Annotated in this window: 15 protein-coding genes; 9 read left to right on the forward strand and 6 right to left on the reverse strand. The window is 70.0% G+C overall.

Going from position 1 to position 16303, the window contains the following annotated elements; genetic code table 11:
- The first annotated feature begins 122 nt into the window (after window positions 1–122).
- Window positions 123–914: an ATP/GTP-binding protein gene (locus OG453_RS05405; RefSeq protein WP_266864993.1), complete on the forward strand. Its 792-nt coding sequence runs from the start codon at window positions 123–125 to the stop codon at window positions 912–914.
- On the opposite strand, the gene OG453_RS05410 is transcribed toward OG453_RS05405, so the two are convergent.
- Together OG453_RS05410 and OG453_RS05415 are read right to left on the reverse strand one after the other, a co-directional pair.
- Entirely contained in the window at window positions 895–1641 is a 747-nt protein-coding gene (locus OG453_RS05410; RefSeq protein WP_266864995.1) for an ABC transporter permease, read from the reverse strand. The two genes, OG453_RS05405 and OG453_RS05410, sit on opposite strands and share 20 nt — an antisense overlap.
- The gene (locus OG453_RS05415) at window positions 1626–2588 is read right to left on the reverse strand and encodes an ABC transporter ATP-binding protein (protein ID WP_266864997.1); all 963 of its coding nucleotides are present in this window, start codon (window positions 2586–2588) and stop codon (window positions 1626–1628) included. The genes OG453_RS05410 and OG453_RS05415 overlap by 16 nt, the downstream gene beginning before the upstream one ends.
- Window positions 2589–2695: 107 nt before the next feature.
- Here OG453_RS05415 and OG453_RS05420 point away from each other — a divergent pair, with 107 nt between their 5' ends.
- Window positions 2696–3484 (forward strand): TetR/AcrR family transcriptional regulator, encoded by a 789-nt coding sequence (locus OG453_RS05420; RefSeq protein WP_266864999.1) that lies wholly within the window; start codon window positions 2696–2698, stop codon window positions 3482–3484.
- 28 nt (window positions 3485–3512) lie between these two features.
- Here OG453_RS05420 and OG453_RS05425 read toward each other — a convergent pair whose 3' ends face one another.
- Window positions 3513–4172 carry a TetR/AcrR family transcriptional regulator gene (locus tag OG453_RS05425; protein WP_266865001.1) on the reverse strand — a complete coding sequence of 220 codons (660 nt, stop codon included), beginning with the start codon at window positions 4170–4172 and terminating at the stop codon, window positions 3513–3515.
- Window positions 4173–4256: 84 nt separating this feature from the next.
- Here OG453_RS05425 and OG453_RS05430 point away from each other — a divergent pair, with 84 nt between their 5' ends.
- The 3 genes from OG453_RS05430 (at window position 4257) to OG453_RS05440 (ending at window position 7609) form a co-directional block, all read left to right on the forward strand.
- Entirely contained in the window at window positions 4257–6341 is a 2085-nt protein-coding gene (locus OG453_RS05430; RefSeq protein ID WP_266865003.1) for an AAA family ATPase, read from the forward strand.
- Window positions 6342–6406: 65 nt separating this feature from the next.
- Entirely contained in the window at window positions 6407–6721 is a 315-nt protein-coding gene (locus OG453_RS05435) for a helix-turn-helix transcriptional regulator (RefSeq protein WP_266865005.1), read from the forward strand.
- Window positions 6722–6766: 45 nt separating this feature from the next.
- Window positions 6767–7609: an SRPBCC family protein gene (locus OG453_RS05440; RefSeq protein WP_266865007.1), complete on the forward strand. Its 843-nt coding sequence runs from the start codon at window positions 6767–6769 to the stop codon at window positions 7607–7609.
- 99 nt (window positions 7610–7708) lie between these two features.
- Here the strand turns inward: OG453_RS05440 and OG453_RS05445 are convergent, their stop codons facing one another.
- Window positions 7709–9184, reverse strand: coding sequence for a penicillin-binding protein 2 (locus tag OG453_RS05445; RefSeq protein WP_266865009.1), 1476 nt, complete (start codon window positions 9182–9184; stop codon window positions 7709–7711).
- A gap of 106 nt (window positions 9185–9290) precedes the next feature.
- Window positions 9291–10265, reverse strand: coding sequence for an NAD(P)-dependent oxidoreductase (locus OG453_RS05450; protein WP_266865011.1), 975 nt, complete (start codon window positions 10263–10265; stop codon window positions 9291–9293).
- Window positions 10266–10420: 155 nt separating this feature from the next.
- Between OG453_RS05450 and OG453_RS05455 the strand changes: the two genes are divergently transcribed.
- The 3 genes from OG453_RS05455 (at window position 10421) to OG453_RS05465 (ending at window position 13183) form a co-directional block, all read left to right on the forward strand.
- The gene (locus OG453_RS05455; RefSeq protein ID WP_266869716.1) at window positions 10421–11092 is read left to right on the forward strand and encodes a HEAT repeat domain-containing protein; all 672 of its coding nucleotides are present in this window, start codon (window positions 10421–10423) and stop codon (window positions 11090–11092) included.
- Between the two features lie 3 nt (window positions 11093–11095).
- A complete protein-coding gene (locus OG453_RS05460) occupies window positions 11096–12100 on the forward strand; it encodes a MerR family transcriptional regulator (protein ID WP_266865013.1) in 1005 nt (334 codons plus the stop codon).
- 66 nt (window positions 12101–12166) lie between these two features.
- Window positions 12167–13183 (forward strand): GlxA family transcriptional regulator, encoded by a 1017-nt coding sequence (locus OG453_RS05465; RefSeq protein ID WP_266865015.1) that lies wholly within the window; start codon window positions 12167–12169, stop codon window positions 13181–13183.
- On the opposite strand, the gene OG453_RS05470 is transcribed toward OG453_RS05465, so the two are convergent.
- Window positions 13168–15594, reverse strand: a complete 2427-nt coding sequence (locus OG453_RS05470) for an excinuclease ABC subunit UvrA (RefSeq protein WP_266865017.1) — start codon at window positions 15592–15594, stop codon at window positions 13168–13170. The two genes, OG453_RS05465 and OG453_RS05470, sit on opposite strands and share 16 nt — an antisense overlap.
- Window positions 15595–15820: 226 nt before the next feature.
- Between OG453_RS05470 and OG453_RS05475 the strand changes: the two genes are divergently transcribed.
- The gene (locus tag OG453_RS05475; protein ID WP_266865018.1) at window positions 15821–16300 is read left to right on the forward strand and encodes a helix-turn-helix domain-containing protein; all 480 of its coding nucleotides are present in this window, start codon (window positions 15821–15823) and stop codon (window positions 16298–16300) included.
- Window positions 16301–16303: the final 3 nt, after the last annotated feature.

The following is a 16303-nucleotide window of genomic DNA, read 5'->3' on the forward strand; positions in this document are numbered from 1 at the left end:
GCGGGATGCGGGCACCATGAGCTCTTGTCGATCAACTCTGTTGATATGAGGGGGATTTGGTGGCAAGAGGACGTTCGGTTCGGGTGCGCGCTGTAGAGGTCTTGGCACAGTCCGAATCCGCCGTGACCAAGGCGCTGCTCCTGGCCATCTTCGGTCTCGGCCTGGTCGCACAGTTCGTGCAGCCGGTCGGGGACGCGCTGGAGGGGAAGGCATTTCTCGGCGGGGCTCTGCTGAGTCTGGTGGGCTATGTCTTGTACAGCGAGGTCCAGAAACTGAATGCGGCGTTACGGCCGGCGCCCAAAGATGTAGTGCGGATGCTTGATCTGCGCACTGTCTTCGACGAGGCGCTCCGGCTGCCCGAGGTTCGTATCGATGCCATCGGCTTCACGGGCGAGACTGTGGTGGGACAGCTCAGCCTGGCCCTCGAAGATCTCCCTGACGGTGTGCGACCGGACGTGAAGGTTCGCATCCTCGTGCCTGACTTCACGAAGCCGATGGAGATACCCGGCATGCTCGACAGTGAAGGCAAGGCCGTGGACGACGAGAGGAACAGGGAGGAACTGCTTGGCTATGTCCGCAGGCATGAGCAGAGAATGAAGGCCCTCACCAGAAGACTTGATCATGATCGCAAGGCGGATCTCGACTCACAGTTCCGTGTCTTGCACATCTCCCCATTCCTTAAGTTCTGCCTGATCAACGGTGATCAATTGTTCGACGGTATCTACGACGAGGTTGTGAAGAAGCCTGCGGCAGATCGATCGGACCAACTCCTCGATCTCATGGGGTACCAAGCCTCGCTGACGCGCTGGCACACCGACGCCGGCTCCGCTGCGCGCGAGAAATGCGCGCAGCGCAAGGAGCTCTTCGAAACGCTGTGGGACGTCGCGCGGCCTTTCACGCCGCCTGCCTCCTGAACAGCGCCCCCGCCGCCGCGACCGAGGCGACGAGTATCCCCGCACACCAAGCCACCGCCACCCAAGGCGTAGCCCCCACAGGCTGGTTGAGGAGCAGGCCCCGGATCGACTCGATTACCTGCGTCACCGGCTGGTGGGTCGCGAACGGCTGGAGCCAGTTCGGCATGGTGTTCGTGGGGACGAAGGCGCTGCTCGGGTAGGGGAGGAAGCTCACGAAGAAGGTGAAGCCTCCTGCCGCTTCAGGGGACTTGGCCAGCAGGCCGACCGTTGCCGAGAGCCAGGACAGGGCCAGGATGAAGGCCAAGAGGACCGCGGTGGCCGCCAGCCAGCCTTGGGGTGTTGCCGAGGGGCGGAAGCCGATCGCGAAAGCCAGGGCCAGGACCAGCGTCATCGCGATCAGGTTGCGCGCCACCGAGGCCAGGACGTGGCCCGTGAGGATCTGCGTGCCGCCGATGTCCAGGGAGCGGAAGCGGTCGATGATGCCGCCCTTGAGGTCCTCCGTGACCGCGAACGCGGTTTTCGACGAGCCGAAGCCGGCGCAGAGCAGCAGGACTCCGGGGACCACATACGTCACGTACGCGGGTGTCCCCGTGTCGATCGCGCCGCCGAAGAAGTAGACGAAGATCAGGAGCAGCATCACCGGGAGCGCCACCGAGGTGATCAGGGCGTCCACGTTGCGGCGGCTGATGCGGATGGCCCGGCCGGTCATGATCAGGGCTTCAGACATGGGTCAGCCTTCTCGTCAGGGCTCGTGAGCGTCAGGAAAGCGTCGTCCAGCGTTGCCGTGGTGAGGGTGAATGTCGTGAACCGCGTGTAGTCCGGGTCCAGTTCGGAGAGGAGTTCTCGTACGTGGCGTGCCGTGCCGTCCGTCGGGAAGCCGAGCGTGAGGGTTTCGGGGGACTGGTGGGTGGCCCGGGTGGCCAGGCGGGTGTAGGCCGCTGGTGTGGTCAGCGTCGCGTCCAGGCGGTGGCCCGCCACGCGTGACTTCAGGGCCTCCGCCGTGCCCTGCGCCACGATGCGGCCCTCGTGCAACACCGCTATGTGGTCGGCGAGTTGGTCCGCCTCCTCCAGGTATTGGGTTGTGAGGAAGACCGTCTTGCCGCGCGTCGTCAGGTCGCGTACGACCCGCCACATCTCCTGGCGGCTGCGCGGGTCCAGGCCCGTCGTCGGCTCGTCCAGGAAGATGACCTCCGGGTCGCCCACCAGGCCCGCCGCCAGGTCGACGCGGCGGCGCATGCCTCCCGAGTACGTGCGCACCAGGCGGTCCGCCGCGTCCATGAGGCCGAAACGGTCCAGGAGTTCGGCGGCGCGGGCGCGGGCCGCCCGGCGTGGCAGGCCCGCGAGCCTCGCCATCATGCGCAGGTTCTCCGCGCCAGTCTGCGTCTCGTCGACCGCCGCGAACTGGCCGGTGAGGCTGATCGCGCGCCGCACCTCGGCGCGGTGCGTACGGATGTCGTGGCCCGCCACCCGTGCCGTGCCCGCGTCGGGGGCGGTGAGCGTGGTGAGGATGCGGACCGCTGTCGTCTTGCCGGCGCCGTTCGGGCCCAGGAGGGCGAAGACCGTGCCGGGGGCGACCTGGAGGTCCACGCCGCGGAGGACCGGGACGGTTCGGGTGCCTTTTCCGTATGACTTGGTCAGTCCGCTGGCCGTGATGGACGCGACTGGTGGCGGCATGAGGGCGAGCCCTTCTCTTCTGCGTAAGGCCTACGCAATACTGAGTAAGGGTTACGCAGAACTACGATGTGCGTCAAGCACGGCAGCTCAGGAGGAGGCGGCGGCGTATGGCGGAGGCGGCGGATGGTGCTGCGGGCGGTACGGGTCTTTCCCCCAGCCTCGAGACCGCCTGGGGGTTGCGCGAGCGGTCGCCCAAGGGGCCGAAGCCCGGCCTGACGCTGGACCGCATCGTCGACGCGGGGATCTCCATCGCGGCCGCTGACGGCATCGGCGCCGTCTCCATGGGGAAGGTCGCGAAGGCGCTCGGCGCCTCGCCCATGTCCCTCTACCGGTACGTCTCTTCCAGGGATGAGCTGTACGTCCTGATGCAGGACGCCGCCACGGGAGCGCCTCCCGCGATGCCGGCCGACGTCACGGGGTGGCGGGCCCGCCTGGAGTGGTGGGCGCGGGCTCAGCGCGAGGTGCTGCGGGGCAACCTCTGGCTCGTACGCGTCCCGGTCACTTCACCACCCGCGACACCGTGCCAGCTCGAGTGGATGGAGCAGGGGCTCGCCGCGCTCGACGACAGCGGCCTCGAGGAGGGCTGGAAGCTGTCGGTGCTCATGCTCGTGAGCGGCTTCGTGCGGAGCGATGTCGCGCTGATGGCCGATCTCGACGCGGGCATGCGGGAGCGGGGGCAGGATCCCGGCGAGGCGATGCGGCGGTACGCGCGGACCGTCGACGCCCTGACCTCGTCCGAACCCGAGCGCTTTCCCGCGCTGCGGAGGCTGCTGGGGGCGGGGGTTCTGGATGTGGCCGGCGCCGAGGGTGCGGAGTCTGACTTTGATTTCGAGTTTGGGATCGCGCGGGTCCTGGACGGGATTGCCGTGCTGGTGGACAACTCGTCGGGTTCTTAGGGCGGTTGGCCGGTCGACCAGCCGGCTCTCAGGCGTGCTCCGGTGAAAGCCCCGACCGCAGCTGGCCGAACGCCCGGTTCGCCGCCGCCACTGCGTCCGGCCATACCTCGTCCGCGCTCTCGCCCGCGTCGATCCGGCGCCAGTTCTCCATGGCGAGGATGCGTTGTACGGCGATGATCTGGCCGGCGGCGAGGCGTGCGGGGAGGGGAGTGCCGCCCAGGGCTTCGGCCAGGGAGTGCTCCGAGCGGTCCTGGTACTCGTAGAGGCGGGCGACCAGGGACGGTGTTCCGTAGAGCAGGCGGTGGAAGGCGAGTACCGCCGGGTGGTCGCAGAGGCCCGTCACCGGGTCGTGGCGTTCGAGGCCGTCGAGGAAGTGGCGCTGCAGGGCGTCCAGGGGGCTGCGCTTGGCGGGGCGGGTCGTGACGACTCTGGCCGCCTCGTCCTGGTGGTCGGCGAAACGGTGGAGGACGAGGTCCTCCTTGGTGGGGAAGTAGCGGAACAGGGTCGGCTTGGAGATGTCGGCCGCCGCGGCCACCTCCGCGACCGGGACCTTCTCGAAGCCCTTCTCCAGGAAGAGCGCGATCGCCGCCTCCGAGACCGCCTGGTACATCCGCTGCTTCTTGCGCTCCCGCAGGCCGGGGGTCCCGGGGGCTTCGGAGGGTCCGGGGGTCGCCTCTTCGTCCGTCATGGGGGCAGCCTAGCGCACACGTGATTCGCGGTTACGAATTTTACTGGGCGACAAATTTAACTCGGTTACATTATTCTCGTCGGCATGACGCCACGCGACGCCCCCCTCGACCGTGCCCTCGCCCAAGAACGCGGCTTCCACGACACCTGTCGCGCCGCCCTGACCGGCATGGTCGACGGGGCGGAGGAGCGGGTCGTCAGGGGAGCGGACGTCTCCGCGTCCGGCGCCGACGCCGAAGTCCTCGGCTACGAGTTCCGCAGCAACGCCAAAGCGATGCGCGAACTCCCCGAAGCGCCCCTCTTCTTCGGCCGCCTCGACTTCGCCGCCGCAGGCCCCGCAGCCGACGAGGCGGGCGATCACCGCGGGCAGAGCTATCACATCGGCCGCCTCCGCATCACCGAACACCCCTCCGCCCCACCCCTGGTGGTCGACTGGCGCGCACCCGTCTCGCGCGCCTTCTATCAGGCCGGAGCGCGCGACCCGCAGGGCGTCGCCGTCCGCCGCCGCTTCGGCTGGGCGCCCGGCAGCAAGGGCGAATCCGCCGACCTCACCGGCCTGGAGGACGAGCCGCTGGCCGGCAGCGGGCAGCACACCCCTGCCGGGCCGCCCGCGCAAAGCAGCCGCAGCAGCATCCTCACCGGCGAGATCGAGCGGCCCCGCGTCGGCCCCATGCGGGACATCGCCGCCACCATCCAGCCCGAGCAGGACGACCTCGTACGCGGTGAACTCGCCGCCTCTGTCTGCGTCCAGGGCGCGCCAGGCACCGGGAAGACCGCCGTCGGACTGCACCGCGCCGCGTATCTCCTCTACACCTACCCCCAGCGCGTGCAGCGCGCCGGACTCCTCATCCTCGGCCCCAACCGCACCTTCCTCCGCTACATCGCCGAGGTGCTCCCGTCCCTCGGCGAGACCGGCGTACGGCAGTCCACCGTCGCGGACGAGATCGCCCGCCCCACCGCCCCCGTCCGCGCCCGCGACAGCGAGGCCGCGGCCCGCGTCAAGCACGACGCCCGGATGGCCGCCGTCCTGCGGAGGGCCCTCTACGAGCGCGTCGCGCCGCCCGCCAACTCCCTTGCCGTACCCGAAGGTTCGTACACCTGGCGGGTCCCGCTAGACGAGCTGGAGCGGATCATCGAGGACGTGCGCGCGGAGGAACCCCCGTACGCCGTCGGGCGCGAGCGCGTCCGCACCCGCGCCGTCCGGCACATCCAGCTCCAGGCCGAGCGCCGCGCCGGCGCCGTGAACAACGCCTGGCTGCAGAAGATCTCCCGGGCCCGCCCGGTCTCCGCCTTCGTCGACGCTGCCTGGCCCAGGACGCGGCCCGAAGAGGCGCTCGCCGCCCTGCTCGCCGACCCGGAAGCGCTCGCCACCGCGGCCGATGGCGTCCTCACGGCTGAGGAGCAGGGAGTCATCGGCTGGGGCAAGGCGCCGCGCTCGTACAAGTCGGCGAAGTGGTCCGGCGCCGATCTCGTCCTGCTCGACGAGCTCGCGGGGCTCATCGAACGGCCCGAGGGGTACGGCCACATCGTCGTCGACGAGGCGCAGGACCTCTCCCCGATGGAGGCCCGCGCGATCGCCCGCCGCGCCGGTTTCGGCTCGCTCACGGTGCTCGGCGACCTCGCGCAGGGCACCACCCCGTGGGCCGCGCGCGACTGGCCCGGACTCCTCGCTCATCTGGGGAAGCCGGATGCCGCCGTCGCCCCGCTGACCACCGGCTTCCGCGTCCCGAAGGCGGTCGTGGACCTCGCCAATCGTGTCCTCGCCACCCTCGACGTAGATGTTCCGCCTGCCCAATCCCTGCGCGGGGACGGTGAGTTGAGGATTCAGGAGGTACGTGATGTGAGTGCCGCCACCGTCGACGCGGTGCGCGGCGCGCTGGCCCGTGAGGGTTCCGTCGGGGTCATCGCCGCCGACGCCGACACCCCCGGCCTCCGCGATGCGCTCACCGCCGCGGGCATCGAGAGCGCGGGCCCGGACGATCTCGGCGCGCGCGTGACGGTGCTGCCCGCGTCCGTCGCGAAGGGTCTGGAGTACGACCACGTGGTCGCCGTCGAACCGGCGGCCATCGCGGAGGCGGAGAGCCGCGGCCCCAGCCGCCTGTACGTGGTCCTGACCAGGGCGGTGTCCCGGCTCGACGTGCTGCACAGCAGGGGGCTGCCGTGGGGCTGAGTACCGTAGCCGCTGACGGAGTGCATGCCGTTGCGGTTATATAGCTTGCGGCGTATGTTCGAGGTATGCCCATACCGTTCGACGTCCTCGCGGAGCCCAGCCGCCGGAAGATCCTCGATCTGCTCCTGGAGCGCCCCCACCTGGTGGGTGAGATCACCGAGCGGCTCGGCATCAGCCAGCCCGGCACGTCCAAGCATCTGCGGGTGCTGCGCGACGCCGGGCTCGTGCGGGTGCGGCAGGACGCGCAGCGCCGCTGGTACGAGCTGCGGCCCGAGCCTCTCGAAGAGCTCGACGCGTGGCTCGCGCACTACCGGCACCTCTGGTCCGGCAGCCTCGACGCCCTCGAACGGCACCTCGACGTGATGGACCGTGAGTCCTGATGAACATGGACCGTGAGTCCTGATGAACCTGGACGGTGACTCCTCATGAACCCGCACTCCGACACCCTCGGCCCCGCCGACGACGGCCGGCACAGCGTCCTGCGGATGGAGCGCCGCCTCGCGCACCCGCCCGCCAAGGTGTGGGCCGCGATCACCCGGCCCGCGCACCTGGCCAACTGGTTCCCCTCCGAGGTGACGCTCGAGCTGAAGCCGGGCGGCGCGATGGGGTTCCACTTCCCCGGCGACGAGGGCCCCGGCATGACCGGCGAGGTCACCGACGCCGAGGAGCCCCGCGTCTTCGCCTTCAGCTGGGGCGACGACCATCTGCGCTGGGAGATCACTCCGGACGGGGACGGCGGCTCGCTCCTCACCCTTGAACACACCTTCGGCGACCGCTTCGGCGCCGCGAGCTTCGCCTCCGGCTGGCACCTGTGCCTCTCGGCGCTCGGCCAGTTCCTCGACGGCGGCGGGGCCGAGGTGAGCCAGGACGCGGGGGAGCTGCACGAGGCGTATCTGGAACAGTTCGACCTCGGCCGCGGCGAGGTGACCGGCGACGGCATCCGCTTCGAGCGGCAGCTGGTCCGGTTCGCGGACAAGGTGTGGGCCGAACTGTGCGCGGGCGAGGAGCCGTTGAAGGGCGACACCGCGCCCGACGGTTTCCTCGCGGACGGCATCTCGGCCGGTCCGGTCACCTCGGTCTCGGCGCCGACTTCACTGACGTACGCCGTCCATCCGAACGGCGAGGTGCGGTGGGAGTTCTCCGAGGGGACGGGGCACGGGGCCCGGCTCGTCCTCACGCAGACGGGCGTCATGGATGACGCGGAAGCCGTGCGGGCGGCCTGGCACGCGCGGATCGAGCGGCTCGCGGGCCAGCTGCTGGAGGCGTGACCGGGCCGCGCCCCAAAGGGGCGCGGGGCTGTGACATTTGCGGCTCCGCCGCGTGGGCGCGACCAGCCACAAGACACCCGCACCCGCATACGAAACCGCTCAGTCGTCCAGCACAGCCTCCATCACCGACTTGGCGATCGGCCCCCCAAGCCGCCCACCCGCAATCTCCGACCGCGGGATATCCATGTCCTTGGGGTCCACGAACACCGCCACCGCTACAGGCGAAGAGCCATCGTCCAACTTGGCGTAGGAGATGAACCAGGCATACGGCCGCTCGTCGTTGACGTTCGAGCCGTGCTGGGCGGTGCCGGTCTTGCCGCCGACGGTGACGCCGTCGATCTGGGCCTTGTTCGCCGTGCCCTCATCGACGGTGTGCTCCATCATCACCTGCACCTTCTGCGCGGTGTCCGCGGAGACGGCCTGGCTCAGCTCTTCCGGCTTGCCCTTCTCGATCGCCGAGAGGTCGGGGCCGCGCAGCTCCTCGACCATGTACGGCTTCATCAGCTTGCCGTCATTGGCGAGCCCCGCCGCGACCATCGCCATCTGCAGCGGCGTACTGGTGAGAGAGCCCTGGCCCATGCCGGTCAGCGCGGTCTGCGGCTTGTCGAGGTCCTCCGGGTAGCTGCTCGCCGATGAGCGGACGGGGATGAACTGCTGTTCGTTGAAGCCGAACTTCTCCGCCGTCTCGCGCATGTCGTCGTCGCCGACCTTCAGCGCGGTGTCGAGGAAGACGTTGTTGCACGACCACTGCATGCCGACCTTCAGGGACGCCTTGTCGCAGGGCGCGCCCGGCACGTCGTTGCCGATCGTGGTGGAGCTGAGCGGCAGCTTGTAGGGGGCCTTGGCGCCGGTCGGCTTGTCGATGTCGTCGACCACGCCGTGCTCCAGGGCTGCGGCCGCGGTGAGCACCTTGAAGGTGGAGCCCGGCGGATAGATCTCGCGCAGCGCCCGGTTGGACAGCGGCTTGTCCTTGTTCTTGCTCAGCCGGGTGAACTCCTTGCCCTCCTTCGCCGAGATCCCGGCGAAGGAGGAAGGGTCGTACGAAGGAGTGCTCGCCATCGCGAGCACCTTGCCGGTGCGCGGGTCGAGTGCGACCACCGCGCCGCGTGCGTCGAGATCCACCAGGCCCTGGTAGGCGGCTCGTTGGGCCTTCGGGTCGATGGTGGTGATGACGTCGCCGCCGCGCCGCTTCTCGCCGGTCAGCATGTCCAGGGTGCGGCGGATGAAGAGCCGGTCGTCGTCACCGCTCAGGACGCCGTTGTGCACGCCCTCCAGGAACGTCGAGCCCTGGGCCTGCGAGAAGTAGCCGGTGATCGGGGCGTACATGGGGCCTTCCTTGAAGACCCGCTGGTACTTGAAGTCCGTCCCGCTGACTTCCTTGGACCCGGTGATCGGCTTGCCGCCGACGATGATGTCGCCCCGCGGGTGTGAGAAGGCCTCGATCTGGACGCGGCGGTTCTTCTCGTGGGTCGAGAGCTTGTCGCTCTCGGCGAACTGGATCCACGTCGCGCGCAGCAGCAGGGCGAGCGTCAGCACGCCACAGAAAAGGGCTATGTGACGCAGCGGCTTGTTCATGCGGTCCCCCCAAGACCCGTGACACCAGGACATGATGCTGGTCCATCATGTGTATGGGTCCATCATGTGCACGGCCGCGGCTCTTTCCGCCATTGTTTCCGAACAGTCACACGACAGGCGCCCCCCGAAGCACCTCGATCACGCTCGCATAGCTGTCGGAGCCGTGCCCCGCGGCGCTCGCCCGCTCCATGGTGGCCTTGAGGAGTTCGGGCAGCGCGTTGTCGAGTCCGCGGTCGGCCGCCGCGTGGATGAGATGGTCGATCGTCGCGATCTGTACGTCGACGGTGGCGTCGTCGCCCGGATAGTGCCCGGCGTCCACCTGGGGCGCGTACGTGGCGAGGAAACCGGCGACGGCGTGCGAGAGCCAGCGGATGGCGACGGGGGTGAAATCGGTGGCCTTGGTGTCCGCGCCGAGCAGCGCCGTGCCGTGCAGCCAGCCGGTGAACGCGGCCCACATCAGGCCGAGCAGCGCGACGTCGTACAGGGAGGCGCGGCCCGGCTCCTCGCCCAGGTACAGCGGGTCGCCGAGGGCGGCGAGCGCCGGGCGGTGCGCTGCGAAGACGTCACCCGAACCGCTGTACAGGAACATCATCTCCGGGCTCCCGACCCCCGGCGGCGTGGTCATGATCGCCCCGTCGAGATAGCCGAGGCCAAGCGAACCCGCCCACGCCGCCGCGTCGTCGGCCTGCTCGGGGGAGCCGGACGTGAGGTTGACCAGGGCCTTGCCGGCGAGCCCGCCGGCGGCGGCGACCGGGTCGAGGACGGCGTGCAGCGCATCGTGGTCCAGTACGCAGGCGACGATCAACTGACCGGCGGCGACGGCCTCTTCGGGCGTCGCGGCGAGCTTCGCGCCCCGGCCGACGAGGGCATCGGCCTTGCCGGGGGAGCGGTTCCAGACGGTGGTGGGGTGGCCGGCGTCCAGGAGGGTGGCGGCGAGCGCCGCGCCCATGTTGCCGAGGCCGATGACGGTGACGGTGACGGGGGTCTTCCGCGGGAGTTCGGTGGTCTCTGTGCCCGTGGCGTTGTTCTCTGTGCCCGTGGCGTCGATCTCTGTGCCCGTGGCGTTGATCTCTGTGCTCATGCGGACCACGCTCGCAGCGCGCGCCGCCGCCGGACAGTGACAGGGATGACGCCGACCACCAAATTCCCGCCACCTCCACCCCCGTACACAGCGGCCTCTTTGACCTTGACACGGTGACAAGGCCTTCACTGCTCGCCAAGGAGGTGATGGTCCCGATGACGATCACGACACAGGACACCGATGTGATGCGAGCGCTCCGGGGACTGGCGGACGACGATTCGTCCGTGCGTCTGCGGGCCGCTCTGGCGGTCGGCACGGCGCCCGACCCGCGCTTCGTCGACAAGCTCGTCGAGCGCAGCGCGATCGAGCCCGAGTTCTTCGTCCGCGACATGCTGACCTGGGCGCTCACCCGCCACCCGGTGTCCATGACGCTTCCGCGGCTGCTCCGCGAAGTCCGCTCGCAGCGTGCGCAGGCACGGAGCCAGGCGCTGCATACGCTGTCCAAGATCGGGGACCGGCGGGCCTGGCCTGCGATCACGCGGGCGCTGCTTTCCGACGCCGATGACGAGGTGGCGCGGAGCGCCTGGCGGGCCGCGGTCGTGCTCGTTCCGGAGGGCGATGAGCCGGCGCTGGCCGAGGTCCTCGCGACGCAGCTCGGGCGCGGTGAGCGGGAGACGCAGCTGAGCCTCAGCCGGGCCCTGGTCGCGCTGGGGGAGGCGACCGGGCCGGCGCTGCGTGCCGCGACGGCGGCCCCCGACCCGCGTACGCGCACGCACGCGCTCGCCACGGAACGGCTGCTGCGCGACCCGGACGCCGGGTTCGAGTTCGCGATCGAGGAGGCGAAGCGCGTCGTGGCCCTCGGCGGGTCCGGCCAGGAGGGACGATAGGGCGTGTTGATCGGTGAGGTGGCGCGGCGGTCCGGGGTCAGTGCCCGCATGCTCCGGCATTACGAGTCGCTCGGTCTGGTGCGGCCCTCGGGGCGTACGGGCTCCGGATACCGGGAGTACTCCGGCGAGGACATCCGCCGGATCTTCCACGTCGAGAGCCTGCGGTCGCTGGGTCTCTCGCTGCGGGAGATCGGGCGCGCGCTCGACGATCCCGGCCGCACGCCGTCGGCGCTCGTCGACGACCTCATCCGTCAGACGCGCGAACGCATCGCGGCCGAGACCGAGTTGCTCACGCGGCTGCGCCGGATCGATGCCGCGGACCCCGCAGGATGGGAGGACGTCCTCCAGATCGTCGCGCTCCTTCAGGCACTGGGGTCCAAGAGCCCCGACGCACGCCAGCGCGCGGCCCTTTCCTCGGCCGACGAGGTTCCGGTGCCGGTGGAGGCCCTGGTCGAGGCGGCACTGAGCGAGACGGACCCGAACGTCGCCGGAGCCCTGCGATGGGCCCTCGCGCGATCGGGCGGCGGCGGCCCGGCACTGCTGGCGGACGGCCTCGGCTCACCGGTGGCCGCGGTGCGCGAACGTGCCGTCCAGTCCCTCGCCGAGCTGCCCGGCGAGGACGCCGCCGCGCGGCTGCGGGATGCCCTCGCGCACCCCGACGCGGTGGTCCGCGGGTATGCGGCTCTGGCGCTCGGGGCACAGGGGGTGGCCGATGTGGTCCCCACGCTCATCGACATGATCGTGGCGGGAAGGAACGACACCGACGCCGCCGATGCCCTGAGCGTCCTTGCGAGCGACACCGCGAAGGCGGACGAGATCGCGGCCGGGCTCGTCGACCGCCTCGCCCACGACACCACGGAAGCGCCCGCACGCGGACGCCTGACCCAGTCGCTGGCGGGCATCCCCGGCCGGACGGCATCGCATGCCCTCGTGGAGCTGTCGCAGGACGCGGACCGCGCCGTCGCACTGACCGCGACGTACCTTCTCCGGCTGCGCGAGGCACGGTGAGGCACGGTGAGGCACGGTGACGGTTCCGGGCCGCCCGATGTCAGACCCACGTCCTACCCTCGCCGCATGAGCGCTGGTTCCGTCGCGTTGGTCGTGACCGAGGAGATAGCGATCCCGTCCTGGGATCTGTACGAACTGAGCATCCCCTGCACGGTGTTCGGCAAGCCCCAGCCGGATCTGTCGGACCACTGGTACGACTTCCGGCTGTGCAGCGGGTCCGAAGGCGGGGGTGCCGGGGGCGCCGGAGACACCGGCCTTTCGCTGCGTACGCCGTACGGACTCGACGACCTGGTCGGCGCGGACACCGTCATCGTGACGTCGGTCCCGGACGCCTGTGTCGACGACGGCGCACCGCTGCCGCCGGGCCTCGCCCCCGCCCTGCGCCGTGCGTACGAGGCGGGCGCCCGGATGGTCTCCCTGTGCACCGGCGCCTTCGCGCTCGCCGATGCGGGCCTGCTCGACGGCCGCAGGGCCACCGCGCACTGGATGCACACGGCCCAACTGGCCGAGCGCTACCCGAAGGTGGACGTCGACGACTCCGTGCTCTACGTGGACGACGGTGACATCCTCACCAGCGCGGGAGTGAGCGCGGGCCTCGACCTGTGCCTGCACCTGGTCCGCCGCGACCTGGGCGCGCACGTCGCCAATCAGCTCGCCCGGCGGATGGTCGTGCCCGCCCACCGGCCGGGCGGCCAGGCCCAGTTCATCGACCTCTCGGTGCCCGCGACGGACGACGAGGGCCTCGCGCCCGTACTGGAATGGGCCCGCGCCCGCCTCGACCGCCCCCTGACGGTCGACGACCTGGCCCGGCACGCGGCGATGAGCCCGCGCACGCTGTACCGCCGACTCCAGGCGGCCACCGGCACGACCCCGCTCCAGTGGCTGCTCAACCAGCGCCTTGCGCGCGCCCAGAGCCTCCTGGAGTCGACGGACCTGCCGATCGAGCGCATCGGCGTACTCAGCGGCCTGGGCACGGCGAACAACCTCCGCCACCACTTCCTCAAGCAGGTGGGCGTGTCACCGGGGGACTACCGGCGGGCCTTCCCCCGTGTGACAGCGGGCCCCGGTCAGGCGCCGACGTAGGCCGCGAGGTGCTCGCCCGTGAGCGTGGAGCGGTCGGCGACCAGCTCGGCGGGCGTCCCCTCGAAGACGATCTTGCCGCCGTCGTGGCCCGCGCCGGGCCCGAGGTCGATGATCCAGTCGGCGTGCGCCATGACCGCCTGGTGGTGCTCGATGACGATGACCGACTTGCCGGCCTCGACGAGCCGGTCGAGCAGGCCGAGCAGCTGCTCGACATCGGCGAGGTGCAGGCCCGTGGTCGGCTCGTCGAGGACGTAGACGCCGCCCTTGTCGCCCATGTGTGTGGCCAGCTTGAGCCGCTGCCGCTCGCCGCCGGACAGCGTGGTGAGCGGCTGGCCGAGGCTGAGGTAGCCGAGGCCGACGTCGGCGAGCCGGTCGAGGATCTTGTGCGCGGCCGGGGTGTGCGCATCGCCGGAGCCGAAGAACTCCTCGGCCTCGGCCACCGACATCGCGAGCACCTCGCTGATGTCCTTGCCGCCGAAGGTGTACGTGAGCACCTCGGCCTGGAACCGCTTCCCTTCGCAGTCCTCGCAGGTGGTCTCGACGCCCGCCATCATGCCGAGGTCGGTGTAGATGACGCCGGCGCCGTTGCAGGTGGGGCAGGCGCCCTCGGAGTTGGCGCTGAACAGCGCCGGCTTCACGCCGTTGGCCTTGGCGAACGCCTTGCGGATCGGCTCGAGCAGTCCGGTGTACGTCGCCGGGTTGCTGCGCCGCGATCCCTTGATCGGCGCCTGGTCGACCGACACCACGCCCGCCTCGGTGGGGACCGAGCCGTGGATGAGCGAGCTCTTGCCGGATCCCGCGACGCCGGTGACGACGCACAGCACCCCGAGCGGCACGTCGACGTCCACGCCCTGGAGGTTGTTGCGGGTGGCTTCGCGGATCTCCAGCGAGCCGGTGGACTCGCGCACCGTCGCCTTGAGCTTCGCTCGGTCGTCGAGATGGCGTCCGGTGACGGTGTCGCTGGCCCGCAGCTCCTCGATGCTGCCCTCGAAGCAGACGGTGCCACCCGCCGAACCCGCGCCCGGACCGAGGTCCACGACATGGTCGGCGATGGCGATCGCCTCCGGCTTGTGCTCCACGACGAGCACCGTGTTGCCCTTGTCCCGCAGCTGGAGCAGCAGGTCGTTCATGCGCTGGATGTCATGGGGGTGCAGGCCGATGGTGGGCTCGTCGAAGACGTACGTGACGTCGGTGAGGGACGAGCCGAGGTGCCGGATCATCTTGACGCGCTGCGCCTCGCCGCCCGACAGCGTGCCCGCGGGCCGGTCGAGCGCGAGATAGCCGAGGCCGATCTGCACGAACGAGTCGAGGGTGTGCTGCAACGCGGTGAGCAGGGGAGCGACAGTGGGGTATCCCCTGCTCGAAGAGCTCGGGGAAGGCTCTTTCAGGCCCCGGACCCACTCGGCCAGATCCCGGATCTCCATCGCACAGGCGTCGGCGATGCTGACCCGCTTGATCTTCGAGGACCTGGCCCCCTCGCTGAGCCGCGTCCCGTCGCACTCGGGGCAGACGGTGAAGGTGACGGCCCGCTCCACGAACGCCCGGATGTGCGGCTGCATCGCCTCCTTGTCCTTGGACAGGAACGACTTCTGGATCTTGGGGATCAGCCCCTCGTAGGTGAGGTTGACGCCGTTGACCTTGACCTTCACGGGCTCCCCGTAGAGGAAGTCCCGCAGTTCCTTCTTGGTGTACTTCCGGATCGGCTTGTCCGGGTCGACCAGGCCGGACTGGGCGTAGACCTGCACGGTCCACTGGCTGTCCGACTTCCAGCCGGGGATGGTGAACGCGCCCTCGGAGAGCGACTTCGAGTCGTCGTAGAGCTGCGTGAGGTCGATGTCGGAGACCGCGCCCCGGCCCTCGCAGCGCGTACACATGCCGCCGGTGCGGTTGAAGGTCGCCTTCACGGTCTTGGTCTTGGAGGCGCCGCGCTCGACGGTGATGCCGCCGCTCGCCCGGACCGAAGCGGTGTTGAAGGAGTAGGCGCTGGGCGGGCCGATGTGCGGCTTGCCGAGCCGGCTGAAGAGGATCCGCAGCATCGCGTTGGCGTCGGTGGCGGTGCCGACGGTGGAGCGCGGGTCGGCGCCCATCCGCTGCTGGTCGACGGTGATCGCGGTGGTCAGTCCGTCGAGCACGTCGACCTCGGGCCGCGCCAGGGTCGGCATGAAGCCCTGCAGGAAGGCGCTGTACGTCTCGTTGATCATCCGCTGCGACTCGGCGGCGATGGTGTTGAACACCAGCGAGCTCTTGCCCGAGCCGGAGACGCCGGTGAACACCGTGAGGCGCCGCTTCGGGATCTCGATGCTGACGTCCTTCAGGTTGTTCACCCGGGCGCCGTGCACGCGGATCATGTCGTGGCTGTCGGCGGCGTGCGGCGCGGGCGGCTGCGTGCTCTTCCTCTTGGCCGTACTCATCGCGTCTCCATCCGTCGTGCGGGCCGCCTGCGCGGTCTCCGTCGCCTGCCTCACCGTATGCGGCGCCTGGGGGCCCGCGCTTCTCGAATCCTGATCTGCCCGGCTGCTGATCTCTCCGGCTCCGCTCCGGCTCCTCTCCGGTTCCGCTCCGGCGCCCGACGTGGCCTGGAACACTTTTGCAAGCATGTGCTTGCAATAGTTAGCAAGGGCGGGGCAGTATCGGCGTATGGCATCACTCAACGTCGGCAATCTCGGTGAGTATCTGCGTGAGCAGCGGCGCAACGCGCAGCTCTCGCTGCGGCAGCTCGCCGACGCCGCCGGGGTGTCCAATCCGTATCTGAGCCAGATCGAGCGCGGCCTGCGCAAGCCGAGTGCCGAGGTCCTGCAACAGGTGGCCAAGGCGCTGCGGATCTCCGCCGAGACGCTGTACGTCCGGGCCGGGATCCTCGACGAGAAGGAGCGGGACGAGCTGGAGACGCGCGCCGTCATCCTCGCCGACCCGTCCATCAACGAGCGGCAGAAGCAAGTGCTGCTGCAGATCTACGAGTCGTTCCGCAAGGAGAACGGCTTCGAGGTCTCGTCGTACGCGGACGATGTTTCGTACGCGGACGGCTCGTCGTTCTCAGATGAAGTGGACACCACCGCTGACGGCCCCCGCACGGCCGACGGCAGTGATGCCAGCCCCAAGGACCACCCCTCAAGCTGAAGC

Origin of the sequence: Streptomyces sp. NBC_01381, from assembly GCF_026340305.1 — a bacterium.
In the GTDB taxonomy this organism is placed as follows: Bacteria; Actinomycetota; Actinomycetes; order Streptomycetales; family Streptomycetaceae; genus Streptomyces.